At 33.1% G+C, this 24,398-nt stretch carries 24 protein-coding genes and 1 other RNA gene (1 of these 25 running past the window's edge); 22 read left to right on the forward strand and 3 right to left on the reverse strand.

The window, feature by feature from the left end; all coding sequences use genetic code 11:
• Positions 1 to 11 precede the first annotated feature (11 nt).
• The 12 genes from EF513_RS04310 to ffs all read left to right on the forward strand — a co-directional run bounded on the left by EF513_RS04310 (position 12) and on the right by ffs (position 11,547).
• Positions 12 to 1,433 carry a cryptochrome/photolyase family protein gene (locus EF513_RS04310; RefSeq protein WP_125216185.1) on the forward strand — a complete coding sequence of 474 codons (1,422 nt, stop codon included), beginning with the start codon at positions 12 to 14 and terminating at the stop codon, positions 1,431 to 1,433.
• Positions 1,433 to 2,530, forward strand: coding sequence for an RIP metalloprotease RseP (gene rseP, locus EF513_RS04315; RefSeq protein ID WP_125216186.1), 1,098 nt, complete (start codon positions 1,433 to 1,435; stop codon positions 2,528 to 2,530). Before EF513_RS04310 ends, rseP begins: the two co-directional genes overlap by 1 nt.
• A 5-nt stretch (positions 2,531 to 2,535) precedes the next feature.
• The gene (gene bamA / locus EF513_RS04320) at positions 2,536 to 4,821 is read left to right on the forward strand and encodes an outer membrane protein assembly factor BamA (protein ID WP_125216187.1); all 2,286 of its coding nucleotides are present in this window, start codon (positions 2,536 to 2,538) and stop codon (positions 4,819 to 4,821) included.
• 22 nt (positions 4,822 to 4,843) lie between these two features.
• On the forward strand, positions 4,844 to 5,365 hold the full coding sequence (locus EF513_RS04325; RefSeq protein ID WP_125216188.1) for an OmpH/Skp family outer membrane protein: 522 nt from the start codon (positions 4,844 to 4,846) through the stop codon (positions 5,363 to 5,365).
• Positions 5,366 to 5,377: 12 nt separating this feature from the next.
• Positions 5,378 to 6,415, forward strand: a complete 1,038-nt coding sequence (lpxD, locus tag EF513_RS04330; RefSeq protein WP_125216189.1) for a UDP-3-O-(3-hydroxymyristoyl)glucosamine N-acyltransferase — start codon at positions 5,378 to 5,380, stop codon at positions 6,413 to 6,415.
• A complete protein-coding gene (gene fabZ, locus EF513_RS04335; protein WP_125216190.1) occupies positions 6,416 to 6,862 on the forward strand; it encodes a 3-hydroxyacyl-ACP dehydratase FabZ in 447 nt (148 codons plus the stop codon).
• A gap of 1 nt (position 6,863) precedes the next feature.
• Entirely contained in the window at positions 6,864 to 7,667 is an 804-nt protein-coding gene (gene lpxA, locus EF513_RS04340; RefSeq protein ID WP_125216191.1) for an acyl-ACP--UDP-N-acetylglucosamine O-acyltransferase, read from the forward strand.
• A complete protein-coding gene (locus EF513_RS04345; RefSeq protein ID WP_164503822.1) occupies positions 7,636 to 8,484 on the forward strand; it encodes an LpxI family protein in 849 nt (282 codons plus the stop codon). Before lpxA ends, EF513_RS04345 begins: the two co-directional genes overlap by 32 nt.
• 53 nt (positions 8,485 to 8,537) lie before the next feature.
• A complete protein-coding gene (locus EF513_RS04350; protein ID WP_125216193.1) occupies positions 8,538 to 8,960 on the forward strand; it encodes a head GIN domain-containing protein in 423 nt (140 codons plus the stop codon).
• A 68-nt stretch (positions 8,961 to 9,028) separates the two neighbouring features.
• Positions 9,029 to 10,231 carry a hypothetical protein gene (locus tag EF513_RS04355; protein WP_125216194.1) on the forward strand — a complete coding sequence of 401 codons (1,203 nt, stop codon included), beginning with the start codon at positions 9,029 to 9,031 and terminating at the stop codon, positions 10,229 to 10,231.
• Positions 10,232 to 10,664: 433 nt separating this feature from the next.
• Entirely contained in the window at positions 10,665 to 11,390 is a 726-nt protein-coding gene (locus EF513_RS04360; RefSeq protein WP_125216195.1) for a hypothetical protein, read from the forward strand.
• Positions 11,391 to 11,454: 64 nt separating this feature from the next.
• An RNA gene (ffs, locus tag EF513_RS04365) (signal recognition particle sRNA small type) lies at positions 11,455 to 11,547 on the forward strand.
• Positions 11,548 to 12,257: 710 nt separating this feature from the next.
• On the opposite strand, the gene rpoD is transcribed toward ffs, so the two are convergent.
• On the reverse strand, positions 12,258 to 14,204 hold the full coding sequence (gene rpoD, locus EF513_RS04370; RefSeq protein ID WP_125216196.1) for an RNA polymerase sigma factor RpoD: 1,947 nt from the start codon (positions 14,202 to 14,204) through the stop codon (positions 12,258 to 12,260).
• 149 nt (positions 14,205 to 14,353) lie between these two features.
• On the opposite strand from rpoD, the gene EF513_RS04375 reads away from it, so the two are divergent.
• The 9 genes from EF513_RS04375 to EF513_RS04415 all read left to right on the forward strand — a co-directional run bounded on the left by EF513_RS04375 (position 14,354) and on the right by EF513_RS04415 (position 20,688).
• On the forward strand, positions 14,354 to 14,842 hold the full coding sequence (locus EF513_RS04375) for a Na+/H+ antiporter subunit E (RefSeq protein WP_125216197.1): 489 nt from the start codon (positions 14,354 to 14,356) through the stop codon (positions 14,840 to 14,842).
• Complete coding sequence (locus EF513_RS04380; RefSeq protein WP_125216198.1) at positions 14,832 to 15,086, forward strand: hypothetical protein; 255 nt, start codon at positions 14,832 to 14,834, stop codon at positions 15,084 to 15,086. Before EF513_RS04375 ends, EF513_RS04380 begins: the two co-directional genes overlap by 11 nt.
• A gap of 2 nt (positions 15,087 to 15,088) precedes the next feature.
• The gene (mnhG, locus tag EF513_RS04385) at positions 15,089 to 15,400 is read left to right on the forward strand and encodes a monovalent cation/H(+) antiporter subunit G (protein WP_125216199.1); all 312 of its coding nucleotides are present in this window, start codon (positions 15,089 to 15,091) and stop codon (positions 15,398 to 15,400) included.
• The gene (locus EF513_RS04390) at positions 15,401 to 15,949 is read left to right on the forward strand and encodes a hydrogenase subunit MbhD domain-containing protein (RefSeq protein ID WP_125216200.1); all 549 of its coding nucleotides are present in this window, start codon (positions 15,401 to 15,403) and stop codon (positions 15,947 to 15,949) included.
• Entirely contained in the window at positions 15,942 to 16,370 is a 429-nt protein-coding gene (locus EF513_RS04395) for a Na(+)/H(+) antiporter subunit B (protein ID WP_125216201.1), read from the forward strand. Before EF513_RS04390 ends, EF513_RS04395 begins: the two co-directional genes overlap by 8 nt.
• Before the next feature lie 4 nt (positions 16,371 to 16,374).
• Positions 16,375 to 16,731: a cation:proton antiporter subunit C gene (locus EF513_RS04400; protein ID WP_164503823.1), complete on the forward strand. Its 357-nt coding sequence runs from the start codon at positions 16,375 to 16,377 to the stop codon at positions 16,729 to 16,731.
• Entirely contained in the window at positions 16,724 to 18,187 is a 1,464-nt protein-coding gene (locus EF513_RS04405; protein WP_125216203.1) for a proton-conducting transporter transmembrane domain-containing protein, read from the forward strand. Before EF513_RS04400 ends, EF513_RS04405 begins: the two co-directional genes overlap by 8 nt.
• Positions 18,181 to 19,605: a proton-conducting transporter transmembrane domain-containing protein gene (locus tag EF513_RS04410; RefSeq protein ID WP_125216204.1), complete on the forward strand. Its 1,425-nt coding sequence runs from the start codon at positions 18,181 to 18,183 to the stop codon at positions 19,603 to 19,605. Before EF513_RS04405 ends, EF513_RS04410 begins: the two co-directional genes overlap by 7 nt.
• 150 nt (positions 19,606 to 19,755) lie before the next feature.
• Entirely contained in the window at positions 19,756 to 20,688 is a 933-nt protein-coding gene (locus EF513_RS04415) for a hypothetical protein (RefSeq protein ID WP_125216205.1), read from the forward strand.
• An 86-nt stretch (positions 20,689 to 20,774) separates the two neighbouring features.
• On the opposite strand, the gene EF513_RS04420 is transcribed toward EF513_RS04415, so the two are convergent.
• Positions 20,775 to 21,350: a c-type cytochrome gene (locus EF513_RS04420; protein WP_125216206.1), complete on the reverse strand. Its 576-nt coding sequence runs from the start codon at positions 21,348 to 21,350 to the stop codon at positions 20,775 to 20,777.
• Between the two features lie 93 nt (positions 21,351 to 21,443).
• Positions 21,444 to 22,481 carry a glycosyltransferase family 4 protein gene (locus EF513_RS04425; protein ID WP_125216207.1) on the reverse strand — a complete coding sequence of 346 codons (1,038 nt, stop codon included), beginning with the start codon at positions 22,479 to 22,481 and terminating at the stop codon, positions 21,444 to 21,446.
• Between the two features lie 141 nt (positions 22,482 to 22,622).
• Between EF513_RS04425 and EF513_RS04430 the strand changes: the two genes are divergently transcribed.
• Positions 22,623 to 24,398 carry the 5' portion of an AsmA family protein gene (locus tag EF513_RS04430; RefSeq protein WP_125216208.1) on the forward strand. It continues 864 nt past the right edge of the window, so the window shows 1,776 of its 2,640 coding nt (coding positions 1–1,776); it begins with the start codon at positions 22,623 to 22,625; its stop codon lies beyond the right edge, outside the window.

The raw sequence follows: 24,398 nt of genomic DNA on the forward strand, positions 1-24,398 counted from the left end.
TTACAATAAAAATGCATAAAGGGCTGGTTTGGTTAAGAAGGGATTTACGGGTTGATGATCACAAGGTAATAGCAGCTGCAACGCAAGAATGTGATCTGGTTTATTTGGCTTTTGTATTTGATGAGAATATTTTAGCCAGATTTGTTAATAAGCAAGACCGTAGACTAAGTTTTATTACTGACGCTCTGCTTGGCATTAATAAACGTATCAAAATATATAACTCCCAAGTGATCGTAACTGTTGGTAATCCCGAACAGGTTATTCCGGATATGGCGGGTATTTTAGGAGTAGAACGCATTTATGCCGGTACGGATTATGAACCGAGCAATGTAATTCGTGATCAAAAAGTAGTAAATAGCTTAGCTAAGTTGGATATTAGCTTACAGTTAATTTGTGATCATTTAATTATTCCTGCTGAAAAAATTTTAAAAAATAACCAAGAACCTTACAAGGTTTTCACTCCTTTTGCTAAAGCATGGCGTGCTCATTTAAGTAAGGCGGATTATCAACTAGTACAACCTAATTTAAATAAATTATGTTATCCAAGCAGCCAAGAGCTTAACCAGCTGGAGACCCGGGTTAAGTTAATTGAGACCCAGCAGGCGCAGGAAATTTTAACAATTGTAGGATATGAATATCAACCAAATTTATCATTTATAGTAGAAGATGCGGCTGTAAAATTACAAGAATTTTTAGATAATAAAATAAATAATTATAATATTGAGCGTAATTTTTTAGCCAGAAATGGTACTAGCCTTCTTTCTCCTTATTTAAGATTTGGAATAATTTCTATTAGAGAATGTTTTAGAGAAGCTAATGAAATTGAGACTAATGGAGCTTATGCTTGGGTACAGGAATTAATCTGGCGTGAATTTTACATGATGATTTTATTTAGATTTCCTCATACCGTAAATTTGGAGTTTCAACCGGCTTATCAGTATACCCTAAAATGGGAGAATGATCCTAGTAAAATTAAAGCTTGGCAGGAAGGCAAAACTGGCTATCCGATTATTGATGCAGCAATGAGGCAGTTAAATCAAACGGGTTGGATGCATAATCGGGCAAGGATGATAGCCGCCTCATTTTTAACCAAAGATTTATTGGTTGATTGGAAAATAGGTGAAGAATATTTTGCTCAACAATTATTGGATTATGATTTATCCTCCAATGTAGGGGGATGGCAATGGTCGGCTTCAACAGGTACTGATGCTCAACCTTATTTTAGAATATTTAATCCTTATACCCAAAGTAAAAATTTTGATCCGCAAGGTGAATATATCAGGACTTATGTAAGTGAGCTTAAACAAGTGGAAGAGCAAAGCATTCACAAGCCTTCAGAGCAGATAATCAAATACTATGGATATCTGCCGCCAATTGTGGATCATAGCGCTCAGCGCATCAAAACCTTAAATTTATTTAAAGCAGTGAAGTAATGAATAGTATAATATTGTCGATTGTAGGATTTTTAGTAGTTTTAACTATTTTAGTAGTAGTGCACGAGTTTGGGCATTATTTATTTGCCAGAATTTGTGGAGTTAAAGTTGAAGCTTTTGCAGTTGGATTTGGCAAAGAGCTAATAGGCTTTACTGATAAGCATAATACCAGATGGAAGATTTGTATGCTGCCACTTGGTGGATATGTGAAGTTGTACGGTCATAATCAATTTATGCGTAAAGATGGAACGAGTGAAGAATTGGATCCAAGTATTACCTTTGATGATAAACCTAATTATCAAAAGATTCTTATTGCGTTAGCTGGGCCTGTTTTTAATTTGTTATTGGCGATATTGATTATAAGTGCACTTGTATTTACTAAAGGTATACCTGATACTTTGCCGATAGTGGAAGAGGTAATAAAGGAGAGTCCGGCTGCTAAAGCTGGCATCCAAAAGGGTGACATCATTGCCTATATTAATGGTGCTAAAATTAATTATTTTAGTGATATTGTGCGTACATTAGATCAAGAATATCATAAACCTCATAATTTGAGTGCTAATATGATACTAACTCTTAATATTATAAGATATGATGAGGATTTAAGGGTAAAGGTCACCCCTATAAAAAATGAGCAAGGGCGTCGGATATTAGGGATAGTTGGTAACTTTGATAAAGATCTAATCTACCGTAAAATTAGTTTATTTAAAGCCATGCAAATTGGAATTATGAAAACGGCTCAAGATACTTTGGCAATAGCTAATGAAATCAGAAGTATGGTGACAAATAATGCTGATCTTAATCAATTTGGAGGCGTGATTTCTATAGCAGATTATTCAGGTAAAGCCTTTGCTAAAGGAGCAGAAATCTTATTGTCATTTATTGCGATACTTTCAATTAATCTGGCAGTGATCAATTTAGTACCTATACCTGGGCTTGATGGAGGTCATATTATGATATATTTATCATCAATGGTACTTAAGAGATCATTTGTAGAAAAGATTTCGGTTTATTTATTGCCTTTTGGAATTTTTTTGTTGATATTTTTGATGTTAATTGCCAATTTAAATGACGTCTTTAAATATTTTATAAAGTAACCAAAATGATCAAGAATATCTTCTTAATAATTGCTTTATTGTTTGCTGTTAATTCCTATGCAGAAAAAGTCAATAAAATTGTAATTGAAGGATTACAAAGAGTAGAAGAATCTACAATTTACTCATATTTAGGTTTTGCTAAAGAAGACATGGTGAGTAGCCAAAAAATTGACGATGCGACCAAAAAATTATTCCAAACCGGTTTATTTGAAGATATAAAGATCTCCTCTCAAAATGGAGTGGTGCATATTAAGGTGGTTGAAAACCCAATGATCCATACTTTGTCACTTGAGGGTAATAAGCGGGTTAAAACAGATGATATTATAAAAGAACTTACTCAAACTTCACGCTCGATATTGAATAAAAGTAAAGTCCAGATAGATGTTGAAACTATTAAAAGGCTTTATCAAAGAAATAGCAGATATGCAGCAAAAGTAGATACTAAAATTATTAAGCTACCTCACAATAGAGTGAACTTGATTTATGAAATTAATGAAGGCCCTAAAACTTTGATTTCTAAAATTTACTTTATTGGCAATAATAATGTAAGTGGCGGTAAACTTAAAGATGTTATTTTAACTAGAGAAGATAAATGGTTTAGGTTTTTAACCGATTCACCTAAGTTTGATCCTGAAAAGGTTAAATTTGACCGGGAGCTATTAGTAGATTTTTATACTTCCCGTGGATTTGCTGATATTGAAATTGAAGATCCGGTAATTGACTTATCAACTGAAAGCAATAGTTTTGTAGTTACTTTTATTATTAAAGAAGGTGAGATTTATAATTTTAGAAATATTACAGTTGATAATAAGCTAAAAAATATTGAAACAAAAGAAGTTGAAAGTTTAATCGGGATCAAACCTAAAAAGCGTTATAACAGCCAGCTAATTAGGCAGGATGTAGAGGTGATTAATAACCTTTTGGCTAATAAAGGTTATCCTTTTAGTACCGCTGAAGTAAGCCTCGATAAACATCCTGAAGCTAGACTTGTTGACGTTAAGTATGTAATTGATGAAGGCCCAAAATTTTATATTAACCAAATTAATATTAAAGGTAATTTAAGAACGGTAGATAAAGTTATTAGGCGAGAATTTAAAATTGCTGAAGGAGATCCTTATCATGCTAAACAAATTCAAAAAGCTGAAAAAAGACTAAAAGATTTAGATTTTTTTGACCCAGTAACTGTAAGACCTTCGCATAGCGAAAAGGCTGATGACAGAGTAGATGTAGATGTTGAGGTAAAAGAAAAATCAACCGGATCTTTAAATTTTGCAGCTGGAGTTTCATCAATCCAAGGGCCAATTGGTAAAATTGGCTATCAAGAAAGAAACCTCGCAGGCCGCGGCTATGAAATAGATACTTATTTGATGAAAGCTAGAAGGGATACAGATTTCAAGGCTAGTTTTACTAACCCATATTTTTACGATTATGATTTAGCAGTAGGAATTGACGTTGAAAGAGTACTTCATGATAAATCAAAGAAGTTAGATCGTAACTATTCCCAACAAACTAATATGATTGCAGGTAGAGCTAGTTACGAAATTATAGAGAATTTACGTTATGGTACTTTTTATAGATATAAGGTAGATGAATATAAAGATATTGAGCAAACTTCTTCCTTATTGCTACGTGAGGATAATGCTAAAAAGATTATCTCATCTATTGGTCATTCTTTATCATGGGACAGTTTAGATAGTAAGCAATATCCAACTAAAGGATTGTTAGTCAAATTTGTACAGGATTTAGCAGGTATATTTAAAGGTTCTCAATTTTTTAGAAATGAATTTAAAGCAAGTTTTTATAAGCCGGTTATAAGACAAGATGTGGTATTGCTTTTGCAATTTGGAGCAGGGCATATCCAGTCTTTAGGTCATAGCAAAATTCCGATTTCTGAAAGATTCTATATGGGTGGAGATGATGTAAGAGCATTTAGAACCAATGGTATTGGCCCACGAGATAGCACTACAGGAGAAGCCGTTGGGGGTAATACTTTCTATAATGCTAGAGCGCAACTTTCTGTGCCACTTGGTTTACCTAAAGAATTAGATATTCGTGGTTTAATATTTGCTGATGCGGGCGGCTTATTTGGCGTTGATTATAAAAATTATAGTGATCCAGCTTATATAAAATCAGTTATTTTTAACTCTAAAAATCCACGTGCTGCGATTGGTACTGGAATAGCATGGCATTCCCCGATAGGATTAATTGGTATAACTGTTGCTAAGCCAATTTCTAAACAGTCTTTTGATAAAGAAAAAATATTACGCTTTTCAATTATGTCAGAATTTTAATTATTTAAGTTGAGTTTTTATTATGTTAAAAAAAGTTTATTTTATATTATGCACGGTCTTAGCGATTAACTTAGCTTGTGCAAGTGAAGCTGATTATTTAGTGGTAGATATTGAACATGTGCTCTCTGAAAGCAATGCAGCCAAGAATGTGCAAAAGCAATTAGAAGAAAAGAAAAAAAAATATGAAGATGAGATTGCCAAGCAAGAAAATCAATTGAAAGCAGATGAAGGTAAATTAAAGAAAGAACAAAAAACTTTATCTCCTGAAGCTTTTGAAAAAAAGGTTCGTAGCTTTCAAACTAAGCTTGCTGAGGTACAACGTGGCATTCAGATGAAGCGCAGTAATCTTGAAGAAATGAATATTAAAGGAATTAGTAAAATTAGTGAAGTGGCATCCAATGTGATTAAAGACATTGCCGAAGAAAGAAAAGTTAAAATAGTATTTCCTACCTCGCAAATTTTATATGCTGATGTCTCTCTTGATATTACCGTGGAAGTATTGAAAAAGGTAAATCAAAAGCTTAGCAAAGTTACAATAGAGTAAGCTTAAGTTGTGATGGATAATAGATTTTTTACAGTTACAGGTGCAGTATCAGTTCAAGCTTTAGCGAATATACTAAATTTAGAACTGCATATAAGTGATGAGCTAGATGCTAATCAATGTTATTTTTGTGATATAGCTTCTTTTGAAAATGCCGGCGAAGCATCCTTATGCTTTTTGGCTAATAAGAAATATTTAACTGCCCTTGAGCAGACGAAAGCTTTAGGTGTGATTCTAGAGCCAAAATATTTAGAATATGCACAAAATATCAAGATCAAGTTGGTAAGTAATACTCCTTATTACAGTTATGCTAAAGCGCTTGAATATTTTTACAGCTCTATTCAAGAGGCAAAGAATAAGCAGAGTTATATAGCTCCAAATGCTACTATTGCAACTAATGCTAAAATTGGTAGTAATGTATATATTGCGGCTAATGTAGTGATTGAAGATAGTGTTGAGATTGGGGATAACGTAGTTATTGATGCGAATAGCGTCATTAAATATGGAGTTAGAATTGGTAACAATTCTAAAGTTTATAGTAATTGTACGTTGCAGTATACTGAAATTGGCCAGAATGTAATAATTCACCCTGGAGTGCGTATAGGTCAAGACGGATTTGGTTTTGCGTTTGCCAGTTATAAACATAATAAAGTTTTACATATTGGCAGAGTGATAATTGAAGACGATGTGGAGATTGGAGCAAATACAAGTATTGACCGAGGCTCAGTTAATGATACGGTGGTAGGCAAAGGTAGTAAGATAGATAACCTGGTGCAGCTAGGGCACAATGTTAAGGTTGGCAAAAATGTTATTATTGTAGCTCAAACCGGTATTGCTGGTAGCACTGAAATTGGTGATTATGCAGTAATAGGTGGCCAAGTAGGCATTGCCGGACATATTAAAATCGGTGCAAAAGTTCAAATAGCTGCCCAATCAGGAGTTGTAAAAGATATTGAAGATGGCTCCATAGTTGGTGGCACACCTGCTGTAAATATTAAAGATTGGCATAGACAAAGTTTGGCCTTACAAAAAATGATTAAGAAAGGATCTTAAATGGAATTATTTAGCGTTGATATCAACCAAATTTTACAAATGATACCACATCGTTATCCAATTTTATTAGTTGATAAGATTGTCGATATTAAGCTTGGAGAGTCTGCTGTAGGTATTAAAAATGTGACTTTTAATGAGCCGCATTTTATGGGGCATTTTCCTAACGTGCCAATCATGCCTGGAGTATTGATTGTTGAGGCGATGGCTCAGACTGCTGCTGCACTTGTAGTGAAAACTCTTGGAGAAGAAGCTAAAGGCAAATTGGTATATTTCATGACTATTGATCAAGCTAAATTCAGAAAGCCGGTTATTCCAGGGGATGTGCTGAAAATGCAAGTGGTTAAAGAGCGTAATAAGGCTAATGTATGGAAATTTATTGCTACTGCATTTGTAGAAGATAATAAAGTAGCGGAAGCCATGTTTAGCGCAATGATTATGGATAAATAGTATGGCTCAAGCAATACATCTAATACATCAAACTGCAATAATAAGTCCTTCTGCAAAAATTGGTAATAATGTTAAAATAGGCGCATATTCAATCATTGGTGACAATGTTGAATTAGGAGATGATAATATTATTCATTCACATGTGGTAATAGATGGATTAACTACTATAGGAAATAATAATCAGATTTTCCCTTTTGCTGCAATTGGTCTTGCTCCGCAGGACTTGAAGTTTAAAGGTGAACAATCGAAACTTATTATTGGTAATAACAACGTTATACGAGAATATGTTACCATTAACCCTGGCACTGAGGGTGGGGGAATGCTTACAGCAGTAGGCAATAATTGCCTCTTTATGGTAAGTTCTCATATTGCTCATGATTGTAAGGTTGGTAATAATGTAATTTTAGCCAATAATGCTACCCTTGCCGGCCATGTCAAGGTTGAGGATTTTGCAATTATCGGTGGGTTATCAGCTGTACATCAATTTGTAAGAATTGGTAGTCATGCTATGATTGGCGGAATGTCCGGTATTGAAAAAGATATAATTCCATTTGGAACCGCTATGGGTGAAAGAGCTTCGCTTGCCGGTTTAAATATTATCGGGATGAAACGTCGTAATTTTGATCGCGATGAAATTAACGCGCTAAGAAATATGTATAAGATGTTGTTTGAAGAGGAAGAGGGGCTTACTTTTGATCAAAAGGTTACAAAAGTTAGAACAGAAATGGGAAGCTCAGAAGCAGTTAAACAAATTTTGGAATTTATAGATGCTGATGCCTCAAGAGCAGTTTGCCGACCAAAATGAAATAATAGGGGTAATAGCCGGTAGTGAAGGGTTACCCTATGTTTTAATTGATCAATTACAGCAAAAATGTATAAATTTTATTATCATAGCATTAGATTTAAAGCTGCATTTTTATTTAAAATATAAAGGCTTGCCAAGTTTTTATTGTTCATTAACGCGCGTCTCTCCTATTTTGCAAATTTTAAATAAATTTCAGATTAGTAAAATATTATTAATTGGTAAGGTACTTAGACCCAACTTAGCTTCTTTGCTAGGAATTGATGATGAAGCAAAAAAAATACTTAAGTATTTAAAAGATTTTAGAGGCGGCGATAATAATCTATTGACTAATTTAATTACCTATCTTGAGCAGCATTTAAATTTAAATGTGCTGGATCCTAATCCTTATTTGCAATTTTTAACCGTTAACTCAGGAATTTTAACTAGCAATGACATTAGTGATCAGCTAACAAGCGACATACAATTGGGCCAAGATTATTTAAAGTTCGCTAGTAAATATGATATTGGCCAAGCGGTAGTAATAAGGAATAATCAAATAATAGCTGTTGAGGCATTAGAAGGTACTGAAAAAATGCTTAAGCGCTGCCAAGAGTTTAAACAATTAAAACCTGCAGGTGTGTTAGTTAAGCAGCCTAAAACTAATCAGGAAACTAAGGTGGATATACCTACTATCGGGATTAATACTCTTAAGCAAATTAAAAATGCAGGAATTGCAGCTGTTGCTATTACAGCAGGCAAAACTTATTTAGTAGATAAGTCGCAAATGCTAACGTATGCTAAGAACAACAATATAGCTATTGTGGCTATTAATGAATAATATAGTTTACCAGAAGAGAGCTATATAATTTTAATAAAATAAGAGAGATATTTATGTATCAAGTGGCTGTTAATACTGAAAACTTTGAAAAAATTGTGGTGCTTAAGCTTATAAATTATCTTACTTTTATTTTTGACCATTTTAAGCTCAATTATCAAATTAGTACAGCAGTTAACAGTCAAAACCAGTTGGTTATAGCAATAGATGGCAATGATTTAAGTAAATTGCAGGAAATAACTATAAATTATGGTAAACTACTGCTTAAGCAAATTCCTATGAATAAAATTTTTGAGGATGAAGTAAGCCTCATGAAGCTTAAGCAACATCTTGATTTTATTACCTTAGAAGTAAAATTGCTTGAGGAATTTAAAGCAACCGGTGGCCTTGCAATTGATGTGGATTATAATTTTGGGGCTACTGATCAAAAAATTAATGAACTGTTTAAGCTGGTAGGTGGGCAGTTAACTTCTATATAATGATTAAGTTTTCTTGAAGGTTAATTTATTAACTGATATAATTAAATTAAAATTATAGAGATTTAATTATGTCTAGTAGTTCTAATGGTAATAGATTTAATAATCGTACGATAAACAACCTGGCCGATTATGCATATGAAAATGCAAAATATTACAATTCGGGTGAAAAAGGCTTCAGTGAACTTTTGTTTAGTGTTATGCAACCTGAGCTTTCTCCAAAGTTACAAAATGATCTGTTTGAGATTAAAAATTACACCCATTCATCACGTGTTGGGTTGGTATTAGAAACCTTAGAAAGACATCCTGATTTGTATAATATGGTGGAGAATAAGCAACAATTTAAAACAGCTTTTTTAGCTAACATACCTGAGAGTGATATAGCGAATGTAGCATCAAGGTTAGATCAAGCCTTTGCCCCTAGAGAGAAGCAGCAAGCGCAAGCTGCAAGACAAAAAGGTACTTCTGATCTTGAAAATAATCTCGAGATGGGCAGTACACCAGGTAAGGATCCGAATACTGTAACAAAAAATATTTCTCCACAGCAACAATCACTTCAACCAAAACAAGATGTACAACCTAAACTGAAATATGCTTCAGCCCAACAACAAGTAAAAGACGTAGCTACTAAAGCCGGTAAGACAGTAGGACGGATTGCTAGCGATGTTGAAAAAGAAGTTTCTAGCCAATTTACTAGGCAAGGGGGTATGTCTGTGCCTTCTCAGACCCTTCGAGCACATGCTAATATTGTAAAGTTGGTTGGGACAGGAGTAGGTACGCTAAATAATGGCCTTACTGATACTATAACAGCAGTTGCTAAAAATATAAAGGATAAACATCCTAACATTTCTGCAGGGTTAGAAACGGCAGCTAAATTAAATAAAAATTTAGGTAAAGTTGGACAAGCGGCATTAAAAGCGACTGAATATGTGAGCAGAGGTGCTGCATTAGTAATGGATATTGTAAATTCTCCGGTATATTATACTGTAGATAAATGGCCGGAAGCTATGACAAATATATGTAACACTTTTTTTGATAGGTTGGAACAAATGTTGGGTGAAATGGAGAAAAAAGGTCCTTCTAACGTTACTCCTCCAACTGAAAAAGAGATGAGAGATCTAGATGTATTGGATACAAGCCGTGCTATGGTAGTAAGTCCCCCTAATATTCCAGATGGAACTGGTCAAAATGTTAGTCCTGATAATACTCCTAAAGTTGATCAAGGTCAGCAGCTAGAAATTGGTGGGCAAGGCGGAGGATATGGTAGGGGATAAAAAATTAATCTCTTGTTTTTTATAAAATTTATGCAACTTGTCATAAGATAGTACGAATAATATATTATTAGCCTAAGCACCAGCTTTGTAACGAAAATGAGGCGGCATATTTAATTAATATTAAAATTTGACTTTTGGCCGTATTTATTCCAATTTGTCTTGGTTGTATATGTTTATATCTATTAGTATAAAGCATTAAAAGAAGCTAGCTTGATGCTTAAGTTAGAGTGAGTAAATTTGGATTTTGCTATTTTATAGCTATATGTTCACTTAGCTTTTACTAAGTTTCTTTCCTTATGCCTATTATTAATTTTAACTTGATTCATTACATAGCAAGATACCAATAATGCAAAAAATTAACATTTCATTAATATTTTCTTGAGAGTTAATCTACTATCTGATATGGTGGGATTAACAAAAATGAGAACTAATTATGTCAAGCGCTACTAATACTTTGGTTAAAGACCAAGTTAAGAAAAGAAAATTAAATGCTAATGAGGATAATGGTTTAGCAAAAAAGGTTAAAAAATCTTTAGATGCAGTTGCTAATAATTTTGAGAAAGAAATTAGTGATAATTTTACCGCGGGCTATGCAAATAGACAAGAAAGCAGTGATGGTGCATGGATAGCTCCTACTTTAAAAGGGCATGGTGTTGCTGCAAAGTGGGTAGGTACAGGTGTTGGCGCACTAAATAAATTTGGTGCTAATCTTTTAGCGGATGCCGCTAACAAAATGAAGAATACTCATCCAAGAATTGCTCAAGGCTTAGAAACAGCTGTTAATTTGAGTGAAAAATTAGGCAAGGCTGGGAGTGTAGTTATGAAAATTCATGATTATGCGGTTAGGGGTGCTACATTGGTGGTAGAGATTGTAAATTCTCCGGTGTATTTTACTGTGGATAAATGGCCGGAGGCTCTTGAAAGAACTTGTAATACCTTTTTTGATAGATTGGAACAGATACTGGATGAAATGGAAAAAAAGGGTCCTGAGTCCATTACTCCGCTGAGTGAGCGGGATATGAGGGATATAGATGTAATGCGGATGGCTCATGCTAGTGTATTAAATCCACCTGTTATTCAAAACCAAGCTGGCCATAATTTGAGTCCTGATATAACTCCTCCACTAGAAGAACAAGAGCAGGAATTAGAAGTGGTTTGATAAGAACTATGATTAAATAATTTTTACTTTGCTTGCTTTTTATATAGAATATGTTTAAATAATTCCCGAAGGTTAAGGGCAATATGTCAGAAAACCTGGTCAGGTCCGAAAGGAAGCAGCCATATTTGGCCGCTATTGGGTCTTAACCTTCATATGATTGATTGCTAAAATTATTCTGTAATAGTATCCATATTTTCTATAGCTTTCCTCTCAATCTACTCTTAATAATTAATAATTTGCTAACAATAATTGGTGTTAACTAATAAACAAGAGAAAAAACAACCTTGTTTATAAGATAAGCTGCAATTTATAATTGCTATCAAGCTAATAAAAATCGTAGCAAGCAGAAGAGGTAAGAGTTAATTATAATTATATTGATGATAATAAAGATATCACTTTTATACCCGGCATAAAAGTGGATGTTCAGACTCCTATTTTTGTCAGTGGTGATTAAGATGGATTTTCTAGCTTATTTGTACAACCAATAATTAAGCTACTGCTAAGCCTAATATGAATAATAAAGGATAAGCTAGGACCCCGAAAAATTATTATTGGTATAATAAAAATAATTGTAATATTTGTAGATATCTTTAAGCGGGATGGCAATATCCCGGGGCGCAAATATGGTGATTAAAAAAGCAGCTTCAGATAAAAATTGAACGGTATTTTGAGTGATATGGTCCTGATAGATGCAGGACTATAGGTAAAAGCACAAGCAAGTTTCAAATGCTCTGGCTGTATCTTTGCTCAAAAATATGCCAAATTTAAATAAATCAAATTAAGTTATTGTCTGGTATAACACAAACCTAATAGAAATTATAATATGATTAGGTTATTAAAAAAGGGAGCCAAGCTCCCTTTTTTGTTTTAAGCACCGCCAGTATTATCTTTATTCTTAATATTTAAGAAGCCAAATAATCTTTTGGATCTGCTTGGATGTTTAAGCTTGCGCAAGGCTTTAGCTTCAATTTGTCTAATCCTTTCACGAGTGACTGAAAATTGGTAGCCTACTTCTTCAAGTGTATGATCAGTATTCATGCCAATTCCAAAGCGCATACGTAATACTCTTTCTTCCCTTGGGGTAAGTGAGGATAGTAAGCGGGTAGTAGTTTCACGTAAATTAGAATTAATTGCTGCATCTAATGGTAATACAGCATTTTTATCTTCAATAAAATCACCAAGACTGCTGCCATCTTCATCGCCACCAATAGGGCTTTCAAAGCTAACAGGTTCTTTGGCAATTTTAAGAATCTTTCTAACCTTATCTACTGGAATGGTTAGGCGCTGTGCAATTTCTTCTGGAGTTGGTTCGCGTCCCATCTCGTGAAGCATTTGTCTTGCAGTTCTACTAATTTTATTAATAGTTTCAATCATGTGAACAGGTATACGAATGGTACGTCCTTGATCGGCAATTGATCTAGTAATGGCTTGTCTAATCCACCAAGTTGCATAAGTAGAGAATTTATAACCACGACGATATTCGAATTTATCAACCGCTTTCATCAGGCCAATGTTACCTTCTTGAATTAAATCTAAGAATTGTAGCCCACGATTAGCATATTTTTTAGCAATAGAGATAACTAGCCTTAAGTTGGCTTCAATCATTTCTCTTTTAGCTTTATTAGAGGCTCTTTCCCCTTTTTGAACGGTATTAACCAGGTTTTTAAAATCGGTAATATTTAATTCAACCTGCTTGGTAATATCAAAAATTTGCTTTTGGATATCTTCAGCATCTGCTTGAAAATGTTCGCTAAATTCTTTCCAGCCTTTTTCTTTAGACTTGCTCATGTTCTCAAGCCAATTAGGATCGTTCTCGTTACCTTTATAATTTTTAAGGAAGCTTGGGCGGCTAATTTTAGCTTTTTCAGCAAGTTTAAGTAGCTGAGTTTCTAAAGAAATTAATTTTTTATTGAAACTATAGAGTTTGTCTAGCATTCTTTCAATGCATCTTGGATGGATTTTAATCTCACCGACTTTCTTAGCTAGCTCTAAAACTAACTCTTTACGCTTTTTTTGCTCAGGAGCTGGTAATGCTATTTTTCTTGGATTTAGTTCTAAAATTTTTTCGGCAATTTTTACCACAGCCTCTAAAGTATTAAGTACAGTAGGTAAAAGTTCTTGTTCCATGGTGCTAAGGGAGGTATTTCTAGTGCCACCAAAGTCATCTACTTCATAATCTTCTTCAGTGCCTTCACTATCTTCGCTATCTTCGCTATTTTCGCTCTCTTCTTCCTCTTCTTCGTCTAAAAAATCTGCAGCATCAGCGTTTTCAAAATCTTCAACATTGCTGCCATAAGTGGCTTCTAGGTCAATAATATCTCTTAAGAAAATCTTTTCATTAGCTAGATCTTCATACCAACTGATAAACATTCTCATTGCAAGAGGACTTTCGCATAGCGAACTGATCATTAAGTCACGGCCTTCTTCAATCCTTTTGGCTATTTCAATTTCACCTTCCCTGGAAAGAAGTTCAACTCCGCCCATGTCTCTTAAGTACATTTTAACTGGGTCGTCAGTTTTACCGGTTTCAAATTCCTCTTCTTCTGAGTCATCTACTTCTTGGTCGATTACATAATCATTATCAATAGCAACATCTTCATCGCTATCATCCTCAATCTCAATGCCGGCTTCAGATAGAGTGATAAAAGCATTATCTAATTGTTCGACTGATAAGTTATCAGCAGGGATCATATTATTGATATCATCAATGCTAAGACCACCTTCTTTTTTTCCTTTGCTCACTAATTTTTTGATATTAAGCTCTGAATCATTGCTCTTATCAGTATTCTGGGTTTTTGAAGTCTTCTTATTCATAAATTTTTTTGACCTAAAAAAGAATGATTTAATTGTTTGACTTTAAGGTTATACTTACTAATCTGAATAATATAGTAGTATTTATCTTATACTCATTTTTTGATTTTTATAAAGCAAAAACATAACTGATAACTGTATTAATAAATTTAATGTTTAGGTGGCTGTCATTTTACTTCTTGTTATGGTATTGTTGTTCGGGATCCAATGATAGCTTTTTGCTTTCAACAGGAATCTTAAGCAGCTTTTTGACCTTTTTTCTTGCTAAACATCTTAAACTATATCAGCAATTTTCAGCTATCAAAGTAAATTATACTAATACACTTTTCTATATTATTTATATATTCAAAGAAATTGCAAATGCAAGCTTGTATATTATCAAAAAAATCATTTCCTTTAAACCTTCGCTAAAACCAAAGTTTGTTAAAGTAACTCTGGCACCCGAATCAAGTGAAGCGCAAATAGTTTTCTATGCCAATTCTATTACCTTAACTCCGGGAACTATTACTATTAAAAGTAATGCAGATGAATTAATAGTTCATGCTATTGACGATAATATGGCTGAAGGATTAAAAGATCATGAGATGTTTGATAATGTTAAAAAGTTTATTAATATCAAGGCTTTAAAGCATGATAGTTAGCCAATTAGTTATCTTGAGTATTGCATTGCTGATTTTGATTATAGCTGTAGTAAGGTTGCCAGGAGTATTTGATAGGTTGTTGCTTGCTGGGTCCATTAATAATCTAGTCAGTGCTATATTATTAATTTTAAGCTTATTTTTTTATAATAGTTATCTAATAGATATTGTATTAATTTATGTATTAACAGCCTTTATTGCTAGCTTTGCTATATTAAAATTTTTTAGCAACGATAGATTTTTATAGATATGCAAATAATTTTTTTAAAATTAGGGGAAATTATTATTTTAATTGGGGCGGTGGTAATTTTACTCTCTGCTATTGGAATTCTAAGATTTCCTGAAACTTATCCAAGAATGCATGCAAGCGGGGTTGGGGATAGTTTAGGTATTATTTTGGTGATTATAGGTTTAATGTGTAAATCTGGTGATTTTATCGCCATTTGTAAATTATCCCTGATACTTATGTTGTTACTCATTACTAATCCTTCTAGTGCACATTGTTTAATTAGTTCAATTTTTAATGTTGCTAATTCTAAAGATGATAAGAGAGTAAATTAAGTGCAGGAACTTATTATTCATTATGGGTTAATTATTGTTAGCCTTGCAATAATTGTAGCGGCCATGTTAGTAGTATTATCAGAAAAAATGATTATCCAAGCGGTGTTATTATCCGTAATCAGTATATTTTCAACTCTGTGGTACGCTTTAGTCAATTCTCCTGATGTGGCGCTAACTGAGGCAGCAGTAAATGCTGCGATTGGCACTATTTTTATGTTTGTTACTTTTCAAAAGGTAGAAGAGAACAGCTTGGAAGCTAACAAGCTAATGACTTTACTAATATTATTAATTGCTATCTTTGCCTTTATAGGTGCTTTTAATATATTAAAAGTGTTAGATTTTGGTTCGATTTTATCTGCATCTAACCTAAATTTAGGTTTATATTATATCCAACATACTTATCATGACATTGGTATTAACTCAATGGTGGCAGCAATTTTAGCCAGTTACCGAGGGTTCGATACTTTGTGTGAAACTATGGTGGTATTTATTGCGGGTATTGCTGTGACTATTATTACTTCAATTCAATTTGAGGAAAAAAATGAATGATTTAATTATCAAAGTTATCTCAAGTATCATCATTCAGATTATATTTATTTTTGCTTTTTATGTATTGTTTCATGGAGAAGTAGCCCCAGGAGGGGCCTTCCAGGCAGGTGCCCTATTTGCCGTAGCTTTTATTTTTTATATAATGGTTCATGGACTTAAAGTTTTTCAACAAAGAATCAAGCCTAAGATTTTAGATTATGCGATGTCAATTGGCGTTTTAATTTATGCAGGAAATGGTTTGCTAGGTTTGTTATTGGGAAGAAATTTTCTGAACTATTATTATCTAGCGAAAGATCCTCATTTTGCCCAAAAGATAGGAATATTAGTTATTGAAATAGGGGTTGCAATTACGGTGGCTGCAGTTTTAACTAATATTTTTATTAAGCTAGCTAGCTTTAAATCTACTACAGATGATAGGTAGCATAGTGAATAATTTACCTTTTGGGTTAGTGTTTGTAATTTTTATTCTTGGGATAGTCATTATTCTAAGTAGTGCTAATTTTTTTAAAAAACTAGTAGGGCTTGGCATTATGCAAACTGCGGTTATTATGTTTTTTTTAAGCGTAGGTTTTGTAAAAAACAGTATTACACCGGTTTATCCTTGCTTGGATAAATTACAAGGATGCTTTGATTATAAGTTTAGTAACCCTCTTCCGCAAGTGTTGATGTTAACTGCGATCGTGGTAGGGGTGGCGGTGACAGCGGTAGGTTTAAGCTTGCTTATGCAAATAAAGCGGCATTTTAAAACAATTAATGAAAATAAGTTGAAAATGAATGATTGAGTATTTTAGTAATAATCTCAATATGTTTGTATTGCCATTAGTTTTAATGCTAATTGTGGCTCCGATAGTAGCATTACAAGGTAATAGGGTTGCTTATAACTTTACTTTTGGCACTATGATTTTGATAAGCTTATTATCTTTGGTGGGTTTAATCAATTTTGTTCCTTCTTTTTATGTGTTTGGTAATTGGCATCCTAAAATTGGTATTGCCTTTAAAATTGATGAAATATCTTTGGCTGTGCAATTGGTTTTGTGCTTAGTGGCAGTGTTATGCTTATTGCATGTAAGCAAAACATTTAAACACTATATTGCAACGACTTTCCAGGCTAAAGTGTTATGTATCTTTTTACTCTTGTTTGCCAGTTTAATCGGCATGAGTTTAAGTTATGACTTATTTAATATTTATGTATTTTTAGAAATCTCTTCGCTATCAGCTTATACGCTTGCGGCTACCGGTAAAGACCCTAAAGGGCTAGTTGCCACATTTCGTTATTTAATAATTGGCACTATGGCTGCGTTATTCTACTTGTTAGGAGTAGGGATTTTATTTGCTTTAACTGGCGGATTAAATATTGAGGATGTTGCTGGAAGGCTAACAGAGCTTATAGATATTAATTTACAGATTTTGCCACTACTTAGATTTGCTTTTATTTTAATTGTAGTTGGATTGCTAGTTAAGATAGCTGTTATGCCCTTTTCATTTTGGCAAGTAGATGTTTATACCCATGCCTCACTTTTTTATAATATTGCAGCAGCACCCATTCTAGGAAAGGTGATGATAATAATACTAATTAAGTTAATCAGTAGCATTAATATTTTTAAAGAAATGTTGATGGAGTACACGATTTATTTTAGTGCTTTAGTTATAATTCACCTTATGTTTTGTAATTTGGTAGCTTATTTTAAAAATAATTTACGAAGCATGATTGCTTGGGCTAGTCTGACTAGTAATGGTTATTTTTTATTACCGTTATTTAATAATTTTAATTCAGGTTCCATTAAATTATCGATTAAGTTAATGATAATTGATGTGGTAACTAAGCTTACTTTATGGTTTGTAATTTCAGTACTAGAAGTAAATAATATTACTAAGCTTAGGGATGTTCACGGTTTGTTTCTAAATAATAGGTTTTTAGCAATTAATTTGATTATTGCATTTGCGACCTTAATTGGTATTCCTATTACTATTGGATTTTTAGGGAAATTTATGATGATCAAATATTTTTTTAGTAATAATATTTGGTTTATTATTCCAATTATAGTTTCTTCAGTATTTGCAATACTTTGTGGATTAAAAATTGTTACCAATATTTTTGATACAAGTATTATCCATCAAAAAGCTATAATTGTGACTTCTCAGCAGAAAATTTCTATTAGCGTAATGCTTATAATTCAAATGTTAATGTTAACTTACTTTAATCAGATCAATGATTTAATCGATATGAGTGTATGGTAACAGAATATAATATACTAAATTACTTAATACTTGCTTTTTTGTTGATGCCAGTCATTTCAATGGTTGGTTATTTAAGTGCTAAAGAGGAGCCAAAAGTAAGAAACTTAGTAATGATCCTAGCTTCTTTTAGCTCCATTGTTATCTATGTGATTATTCTTGCTTATTTGGAAAAGCATAACCTTAAAAAGCACTTATTTTTTGAATATAGTTTATATCAAGAAATCAAATTAAAATTGCAAATTGATTATATTGCTAAAATCTTTATTGGTATGGTGGCGGTTCTATGGTTTGTCACCGCGCTTTATTTAGCCTCCTATGTGGAGATTAATAAATTAAAGCATAAGGTTAGTTTAATCCTATCTATTAATCTCGCAATTTTTATTACTTTCGTGATTGGAATGGCTGAAAATGCAGTAAGTATGTTTATTGGTTATGAGCTGCTTACATTGGCTACGTATATTCTGGTTATTCATTTTAGAGATGAAAAATCATTTAAGGCAGGAAGAAATTACCTGGCTACTTTGCTCACTTCTTCGCTCATGCTATTATTGCCCGCAGTATTTTTATTTGAGCTGGGTTTGACTCAAAATAATTTTATTGCAGTAATCTGTTTGTGGTTGATCACCCTTGGTGCAGCTAAAGTAGCAGTTTTTCCTTTTTCAGGTTGGTTGCCGGAAGCCATGGTTGCGCCCACCCCAGTTAGTGCGCTATTACATGCGGTAGCAGTAGTTAAATCAGGGGCTATAGTTATTATCAAGCTTATTGATAAATATTACGGAGTGATAAAGCTGCAAGAATTGTATTATGAGTATAATGCCATTTATGTCGGTCTGCTGGGTTATTTAAGCATCAATATTTTGCTGGCAAGTATTAGAGCTTTGCATGCGCAAGAAATTAAAAAGATTTTAGCATATTCAACTATTGCTCAATTATCTTATATAGTAATCGCCGCATTGCTACCTATTAAGGATGCTTTAAATGTTGCCTTATTAGTAATGATCTCTCATGCAGTTGCCAAAATAGGTTTGTTTCTAGCTTCAGGAATTATCTCGACCTTATATGGAGCTAAGAAGTTAAGCGAAATTACTGGTCTTGCGAGTCAATTAAAGCTTGTCACTTTTATAATTATTCTAAGCTATGCCTCCATTCTTGGCTTACCGCCATTAATTGGTTTTTGGGCTAAACATGAGCTATTTTATAGTATTGCTCAAGTAAATATTTATCTTATAGCTCCGTTTATTATTAGCAGTGTAATGACTGTAATTTATTTAGGTAGAATTATAGTTGGGATGTTTAGAGAGCAGGATTATGTAACGCCGGTTGTTGTTTCTAGATCTAAATTTGCTGGCGCTTCATTATGGTTGCTTGTTATAATTATAGCTACCGCCTCTTTAGTTGCTCCTATAGTGTTATTCTAGCCAATTGACCAATAATACTAATAAAGTGCATAGCTAATGAGAAGGTTAATAATATACTAACAAATCCTCAAAAGTTTAATTGATTGTTTATGTGTTTTAAAATATAATACAATCGATTTTTTAACTAATTTGAAATAACAGGCGATGAAAATGGCGATTGACCAAGCTACCCAGCAAAAATTATATAATATAATATCTTCAACCAATAGTACCCTGACAGACTTTAATCAAGCGGCAACAGAAGTATCCATTACAGATATTGATTTTCCCTTTGATGATGAAAGTTTACCGCCAAATATTAAAGGGAAAACACTTTATCAAATAATTAAGGATTATAATAAACAAGATTATTTAGTGTCATTGGTTAATGGCGCTGTAGAGCTAGACTGGATTAAGCAGCATAAGCCTGAATTGTTTTTTGAGAATATCCATTTAATTTTTAATACAACGATAGTAAATGGATTATCATATGATGTTCTGTCATATTATGCTCCATTTTTTACAGTAAATCATCTTGATTTGTTATTAAGTAATAAGGGTGCAGATGCTTTCCTGTGGGCGGCAGAAAAGGTACCTAATCTGTTAGAGCAATGGAGAGTAAATCAAGCAACAGAAGTTAGCACATTGCGGCAGAATTGTAATAATCTTAGTACTCAAATGCATCAGCTACAGCAAGTACAATCCAGAAAAAGAGCAAGAGCAGGTGGGAGTTCTAACCAGAATACTGCACAGGTGGAAGCTTTAAGGCAGGAGTTAGAAACGATAAAAAGGCAACTTACTCAAAAAGATATAGAAGCAGGCATGTATAAGGAACAGTTTGAGAGAGCAACCCAGCAAAATCAACAGCTAAATCAGCAACTTGGAGAAGAGAGGGCTGCAAAACGAATGCGCTTGGCCAGTTCTCCGCTTTCTGCTGCCGCTAGTGGACAGCAAAGCAGTTCTTCAGCAAGCTCAATATCTTGGGAGGAACGCCTCCTTAGGGAGCAATCTCCTCAGCATAATAATAGGATTATTAAGCAGGAAGAGCAAGATGAAGAGGTAGTATTCATAGGTTCACGGCAAGTGAATACTCAAAGGAGATAAAATGATTAAATGCCAAAAAATGGCCTGATTTTGTGACCAGATAAAGTAAAATTATAATGCTAAAAAGGGAGCTTAAACTCCCTTTTTTATTTTTTACTGCTAATCGTATTTTCTGGCGGTAAAGGAGGCTTGCTATCTGCATGTTCCCTTAGATATGCAATAATATCTGCAATCTCATTTTCTTTATTAATGCCGGCAAAGCCCATTTTAGTGCCTTTAACAAAGTTTTTTGGAGAATGTAAGAATTTAAACAGTGCTTCATAATCCCAAGTTCCGTCGGTGCCTTTTAAAGCGGATGAATAAGTATATCCTTCATGGCCTGCCTTGTTATGATTAACTGTTCCCCATAAATTTGGCCCTACCTTATGTGGTCCGCCTTTGGTAATATCATGACAAACAGCACATTTTTTAAACAGCTTCTCACCGCTTGTACTATCTGCTGCCACCATTAATTTGCCGATGGCATATTCAGGCCATTCAAATTCTTTAGCTTGGATGCTTATATTGTTGCTATCTTCTTCAGCGCCTTCTACTTTGTAGCCGCGTTCTGTAACTTGTTTTACCGGAGTGTATATTGCCTCAGTAATAAATTCCATTGTCATTGCAATAATACCAGCAAGCAGTATCGCAGCTGCTAATTTGTTAAGTTCTATGCCGTTCATCTTGATCCAAATGCGAAAATTAAATTAAGATATTATATTCTCAAAAGGCGTTAAATTTCAATAATTTTAGCTACTTACCGTAAAAAATTACAGTTAGACAGATAATTGCTGTAGCATTTGAGTCAATTTTCTTTGATATGCTTGTGTAGAAAAATTAGTCCGAACCAACTGGTAAGCATTATTAGCAATAGTTTGGTATAACTGCAAATCACTGCTAAGTTTAATAATACTATCAGCAATAGAGGCTGGGGATTCCTTGTCTACTATTATCCCATTATTATAATTATTAATTAAACTTAAAGGTCCTTGGGTGTTGGTGGCAATAACCGGGGTTGAATTTATCATCGCTTCTAAAATTACTATACCAAAAGACTCATAAGTAGAGGGAAGGCAAAAAATATCAATTTGTTTGAAAAATTCTGCTTTATCCTTTACCCAACCGGACAGTATTACCTTTGATTGTAGTTGATGTTTGTTAATTAGGACTTCAATTGTTTCGCGTTGTTCGCCGTCTCCACCCAGCAGTAATTTAAAATTAAAGTTTTTTTCATTTAAAATTTTGGCAACTGTAATAAGTTTAGCAAAGCCTTTTTCTTGGGTAAATCTACCAAAACTGCCTAAAATGATCGGAGAGCGTGGTGTTTTAGTATAAAATTGAGGTGATGCATCAACCATATTGGGTAGATAAAAGGTATGATTTATGCCTATATTAATATATTCCTGCGCCATAAGCATATTGACTGCTACTACTAAATCAGCTTTCTTCGCCTTGCTGCTTATCTTAATACCGTGATTAATCATTATTAGCTTAGTTGTTTTAGTTTTGGCTAAATGAATAATATTAAGTAGTTTGCGGTTGTGAATAATAATAAGATTGGCTTTAGTTTTTCTAATTAGCAGCCAGAAATAAATAACCGCAAATAAGAAAAATAATGCTGCTATTCGTCTAGTAAATGTAGATTGAATAATATTTAAACTAGAATTTTGACTAAGTATGGGAATAAATTTGGCACCAGGATACACTACTGATGTAACCTCATGATTTAGTTGCTGTAAATTACTGCTTAAATCAATAAAGCTTTGTTCAACGCCGCCATGCCATTTATTAGAACAGATATTTAAAATATTCATTTTGATGCTTTTTAAGTATAATGTGCAATATTATATATAAATTTCAAGTATATAAAGCATATATATTAAGTTTTAACTGGCAAAAGCAACCTAAGTTGATTAAAATAATAATTATTATTAAATATAAAAATTGGCGGTATAGTGTTTAAGCACTTCTTTAGTTATATAGTATTCATTGTAGTAATAGGGATAATTGGGTTGATAGGGACGATAATTATAGTTCCTAATAAAATCTCAAAAGATCAAGTGTATAATATTTTTAATATCGCGCCTGGTAATGCGGCTTATCTTGAGTATGATAAAATAAGCTTTTCTCTATTGCCTCAACCTTGCCTAACTTTTAATAACTTTAAAGTAAATGATAATATTATAGTAAGTAAGCTCAAGCTTAATTTGAATTATACATCGATTGCAAATTTACTTTCTAGGAAGCTGGGTGTTGATGATATTAGTAATGTGATTATTGAGAAAGGTAAGCTGGATTTAAGCTATTTATTATGGATGCTTAGTCAGAGTAATATAGGCGAGGTTAGAGTAGTTGAATCTTTTGTAATAACTCCATTGGGTGAGCTTTCCGTACAAGCTGTGCCTAAGTTAAATGTAAATGTTTATAAATCTTATAATAACAATATTAAGTTTCAAGGACAGTTTATTAGTAATGGTGCCTCTTTTGAAGGGGAAATAGGCTCTCGTGTAAATCTACGTTATAAGACTAGTGATGCGGAAATAAATTTAGTATCAACGTCTAATGATAAATCTAACATTTTTGTTAAAATAACTAATTTTAATAGCTTTCTGAGTAATTTTGGCTTTTATTTGCCTGATTTTATTATCAAAGGCATTGGCAATCAGGATAACTTAGAATTAACAGGTGTTTACAATTCAAAACAAAAATTTATTGAAAATCTGAAATTATCCGGATCAATAATAGATGGGAATGTGGTCTCAACTGTCCAAGATGGTAGGATAGTTACCTTGGGAGATATTAACTTTTTAAAACTTAATGGTAAAGACAAAGCCTTTGACTTAAATTTCATGCAATTTCTAACGGCCAATCTAAAAGCGCCTAAACCTATAGGGGAAGATAAAAGGATCAAGGTTGGCATTAAAAATTTTGAAATGCTTGGGGAGAATTTCGGCCAGGTAGAGATGGATTTATTATATGATAAATTACAGCAACAATTTAAAATTGTTACATTTCATATAAATAATGGCAATGATAAGATTGTTTTGCAAGGTGGTAGCGATATCACTCAAAGAAATTTTAACCTTAAATTAGATGCGCAATTTAATAAAAATAAGCAGTTAATCTCTGATATAATTTATGATTTTAATTTGGCTAGTAATAAGAAGATATTACAAGATGATCTGCCTTTCTTAATCAGTGGTGAGTATAGTCATACTGCAGGTATCAAGGGAGAGCTGCTAACAAAGCGGATTAACAATCTTAAATTGGTGCATGGTGAGGAAGAATTTTTGCTTAACTATAGTAATGATCAAACCGCCAAAACGCATAATATACTATTATATGTTAATGAGGCTAATTTAGATAACCTAACATTAATCGACATATGGGGGCATTTTATTGATGATTTATTATATAATAAAACTAATGAGGTGCCTGTAACTACTCAGTATTTAAAGAAATTAGATCAAGTATACAATATAGAATTTAACGGCAACAACTTTAAAGTAAAAGACCAGGAAGTAGAATCGGCTTCATTTGCTGCTAAAATTTATAATAATAATGTAGAGATGAGTAATTTTAGATATCATGATAATGAAAGTAATTTTATAGCTAAAGGCAATCTTAATGTGCAGAACTTAAGACCGCTGATCAAGTTAGATTTTATAGATGGCGATTTAAACTCAAGGTTTTTAGGTAAGTGGCTGGGTAGGTCGGCTGATAATTTAAGT

It is taken from the genome of Rickettsiales endosymbiont of Stachyamoeba lipophora, assembly GCF_003932735.1.
Lineage (GTDB): Bacteria > Pseudomonadota > Alphaproteobacteria > Rickettsiales > 33-17 > RICK01.

Excerpts from the sequence above, each read along its gene's own strand:
- lpxD (WP_125216189.1), top strand. The coding sequence starts at position 5,378 with ATGGATAATAGATTTTTTACAGTTACAGGTGCAGTATCAGTTCAAGCT.
- EF513_RS04415 (WP_125216205.1), top strand. The coding sequence starts at position 19,756 with ATGGCGATTGACCAAGCTACCCAGCAAAAATTATATAATATAATATCT.
- rseP (WP_125216186.1), top strand. The coding sequence starts at position 1,433 with ATGAATAGTATAATATTGTCGATTGTAGGATTTTTAGTAGTTTTAACT.
- EF513_RS04380 (WP_125216198.1), top strand. The coding sequence starts at position 14,832 with ATGATAGTTAGCCAATTAGTTATCTTGAGTATTGCATTGCTGATTTTG.
- EF513_RS04345 (WP_164503822.1), top strand. The coding sequence starts at position 7,636 with ATGCCTCAAGAGCAGTTTGCCGACCAAAATGAAATAATAGGGGTAATA.
- EF513_RS04425 (WP_125216207.1), bottom strand. The coding sequence starts at position 22,481 with ATGAATATTTTAAATATCTGTTCTAATAAATGGCATGGCGGCGTTGAA.
- bamA (WP_125216187.1), top strand. The coding sequence starts at position 2,536 with ATGATCAAGAATATCTTCTTAATAATTGCTTTATTGTTTGCTGTTAAT.
- EF513_RS04395 (WP_125216201.1), top strand. The coding sequence starts at position 15,942 with ATGAATGATTTAATTATCAAAGTTATCTCAAGTATCATCATTCAGATT.
- EF513_RS04410 (WP_125216204.1), top strand. The coding sequence starts at position 18,181 with ATGGTAACAGAATATAATATACTAAATTACTTAATACTTGCTTTTTTG.
- EF513_RS04350 (WP_125216193.1), top strand. The coding sequence starts at position 8,538 with ATGTATCAAGTGGCTGTTAATACTGAAAACTTTGAAAAAATTGTGGTG.
- rpoD (WP_125216196.1), bottom strand. The coding sequence starts at position 14,204 with ATGAATAAGAAGACTTCAAAAACCCAGAATACTGATAAGAGCAATGAT.
- lpxA (WP_125216191.1), top strand. The coding sequence starts at position 6,864 with ATGGCTCAAGCAATACATCTAATACATCAAACTGCAATAATAAGTCCT.
- EF513_RS04310 (WP_125216185.1), top strand. The coding sequence starts at position 12 with ATGCATAAAGGGCTGGTTTGGTTAAGAAGGGATTTACGGGTTGATGAT.
- EF513_RS04355 (WP_125216194.1), top strand. The coding sequence starts at position 9,029 with ATGTCTAGTAGTTCTAATGGTAATAGATTTAATAATCGTACGATAAAC.
- mnhG (WP_125216199.1), top strand. The coding sequence starts at position 15,089 with ATGCAAATAATTTTTTTAAAATTAGGGGAAATTATTATTTTAATTGGG.
- EF513_RS04325 (WP_125216188.1), top strand. The coding sequence starts at position 4,844 with ATGTTAAAAAAAGTTTATTTTATATTATGCACGGTCTTAGCGATTAAC.
- EF513_RS04360 (WP_125216195.1), top strand. The coding sequence starts at position 10,665 with ATGTCAAGCGCTACTAATACTTTGGTTAAAGACCAAGTTAAGAAAAGA.
- fabZ (WP_125216190.1), top strand. The coding sequence starts at position 6,416 with ATGGAATTATTTAGCGTTGATATCAACCAAATTTTACAAATGATACCA.
- EF513_RS04405 (WP_125216203.1), top strand. The coding sequence starts at position 16,724 with ATGATTGAGTATTTTAGTAATAATCTCAATATGTTTGTATTGCCATTA.
- EF513_RS04420 (WP_125216206.1), bottom strand. The coding sequence starts at position 21,350 with ATGAACGGCATAGAACTTAACAAATTAGCAGCTGCGATACTGCTTGCT.
- EF513_RS04375 (WP_125216197.1), top strand. The coding sequence starts at position 14,354 with ATGTTTAGGTGGCTGTCATTTTACTTCTTGTTATGGTATTGTTGTTCG.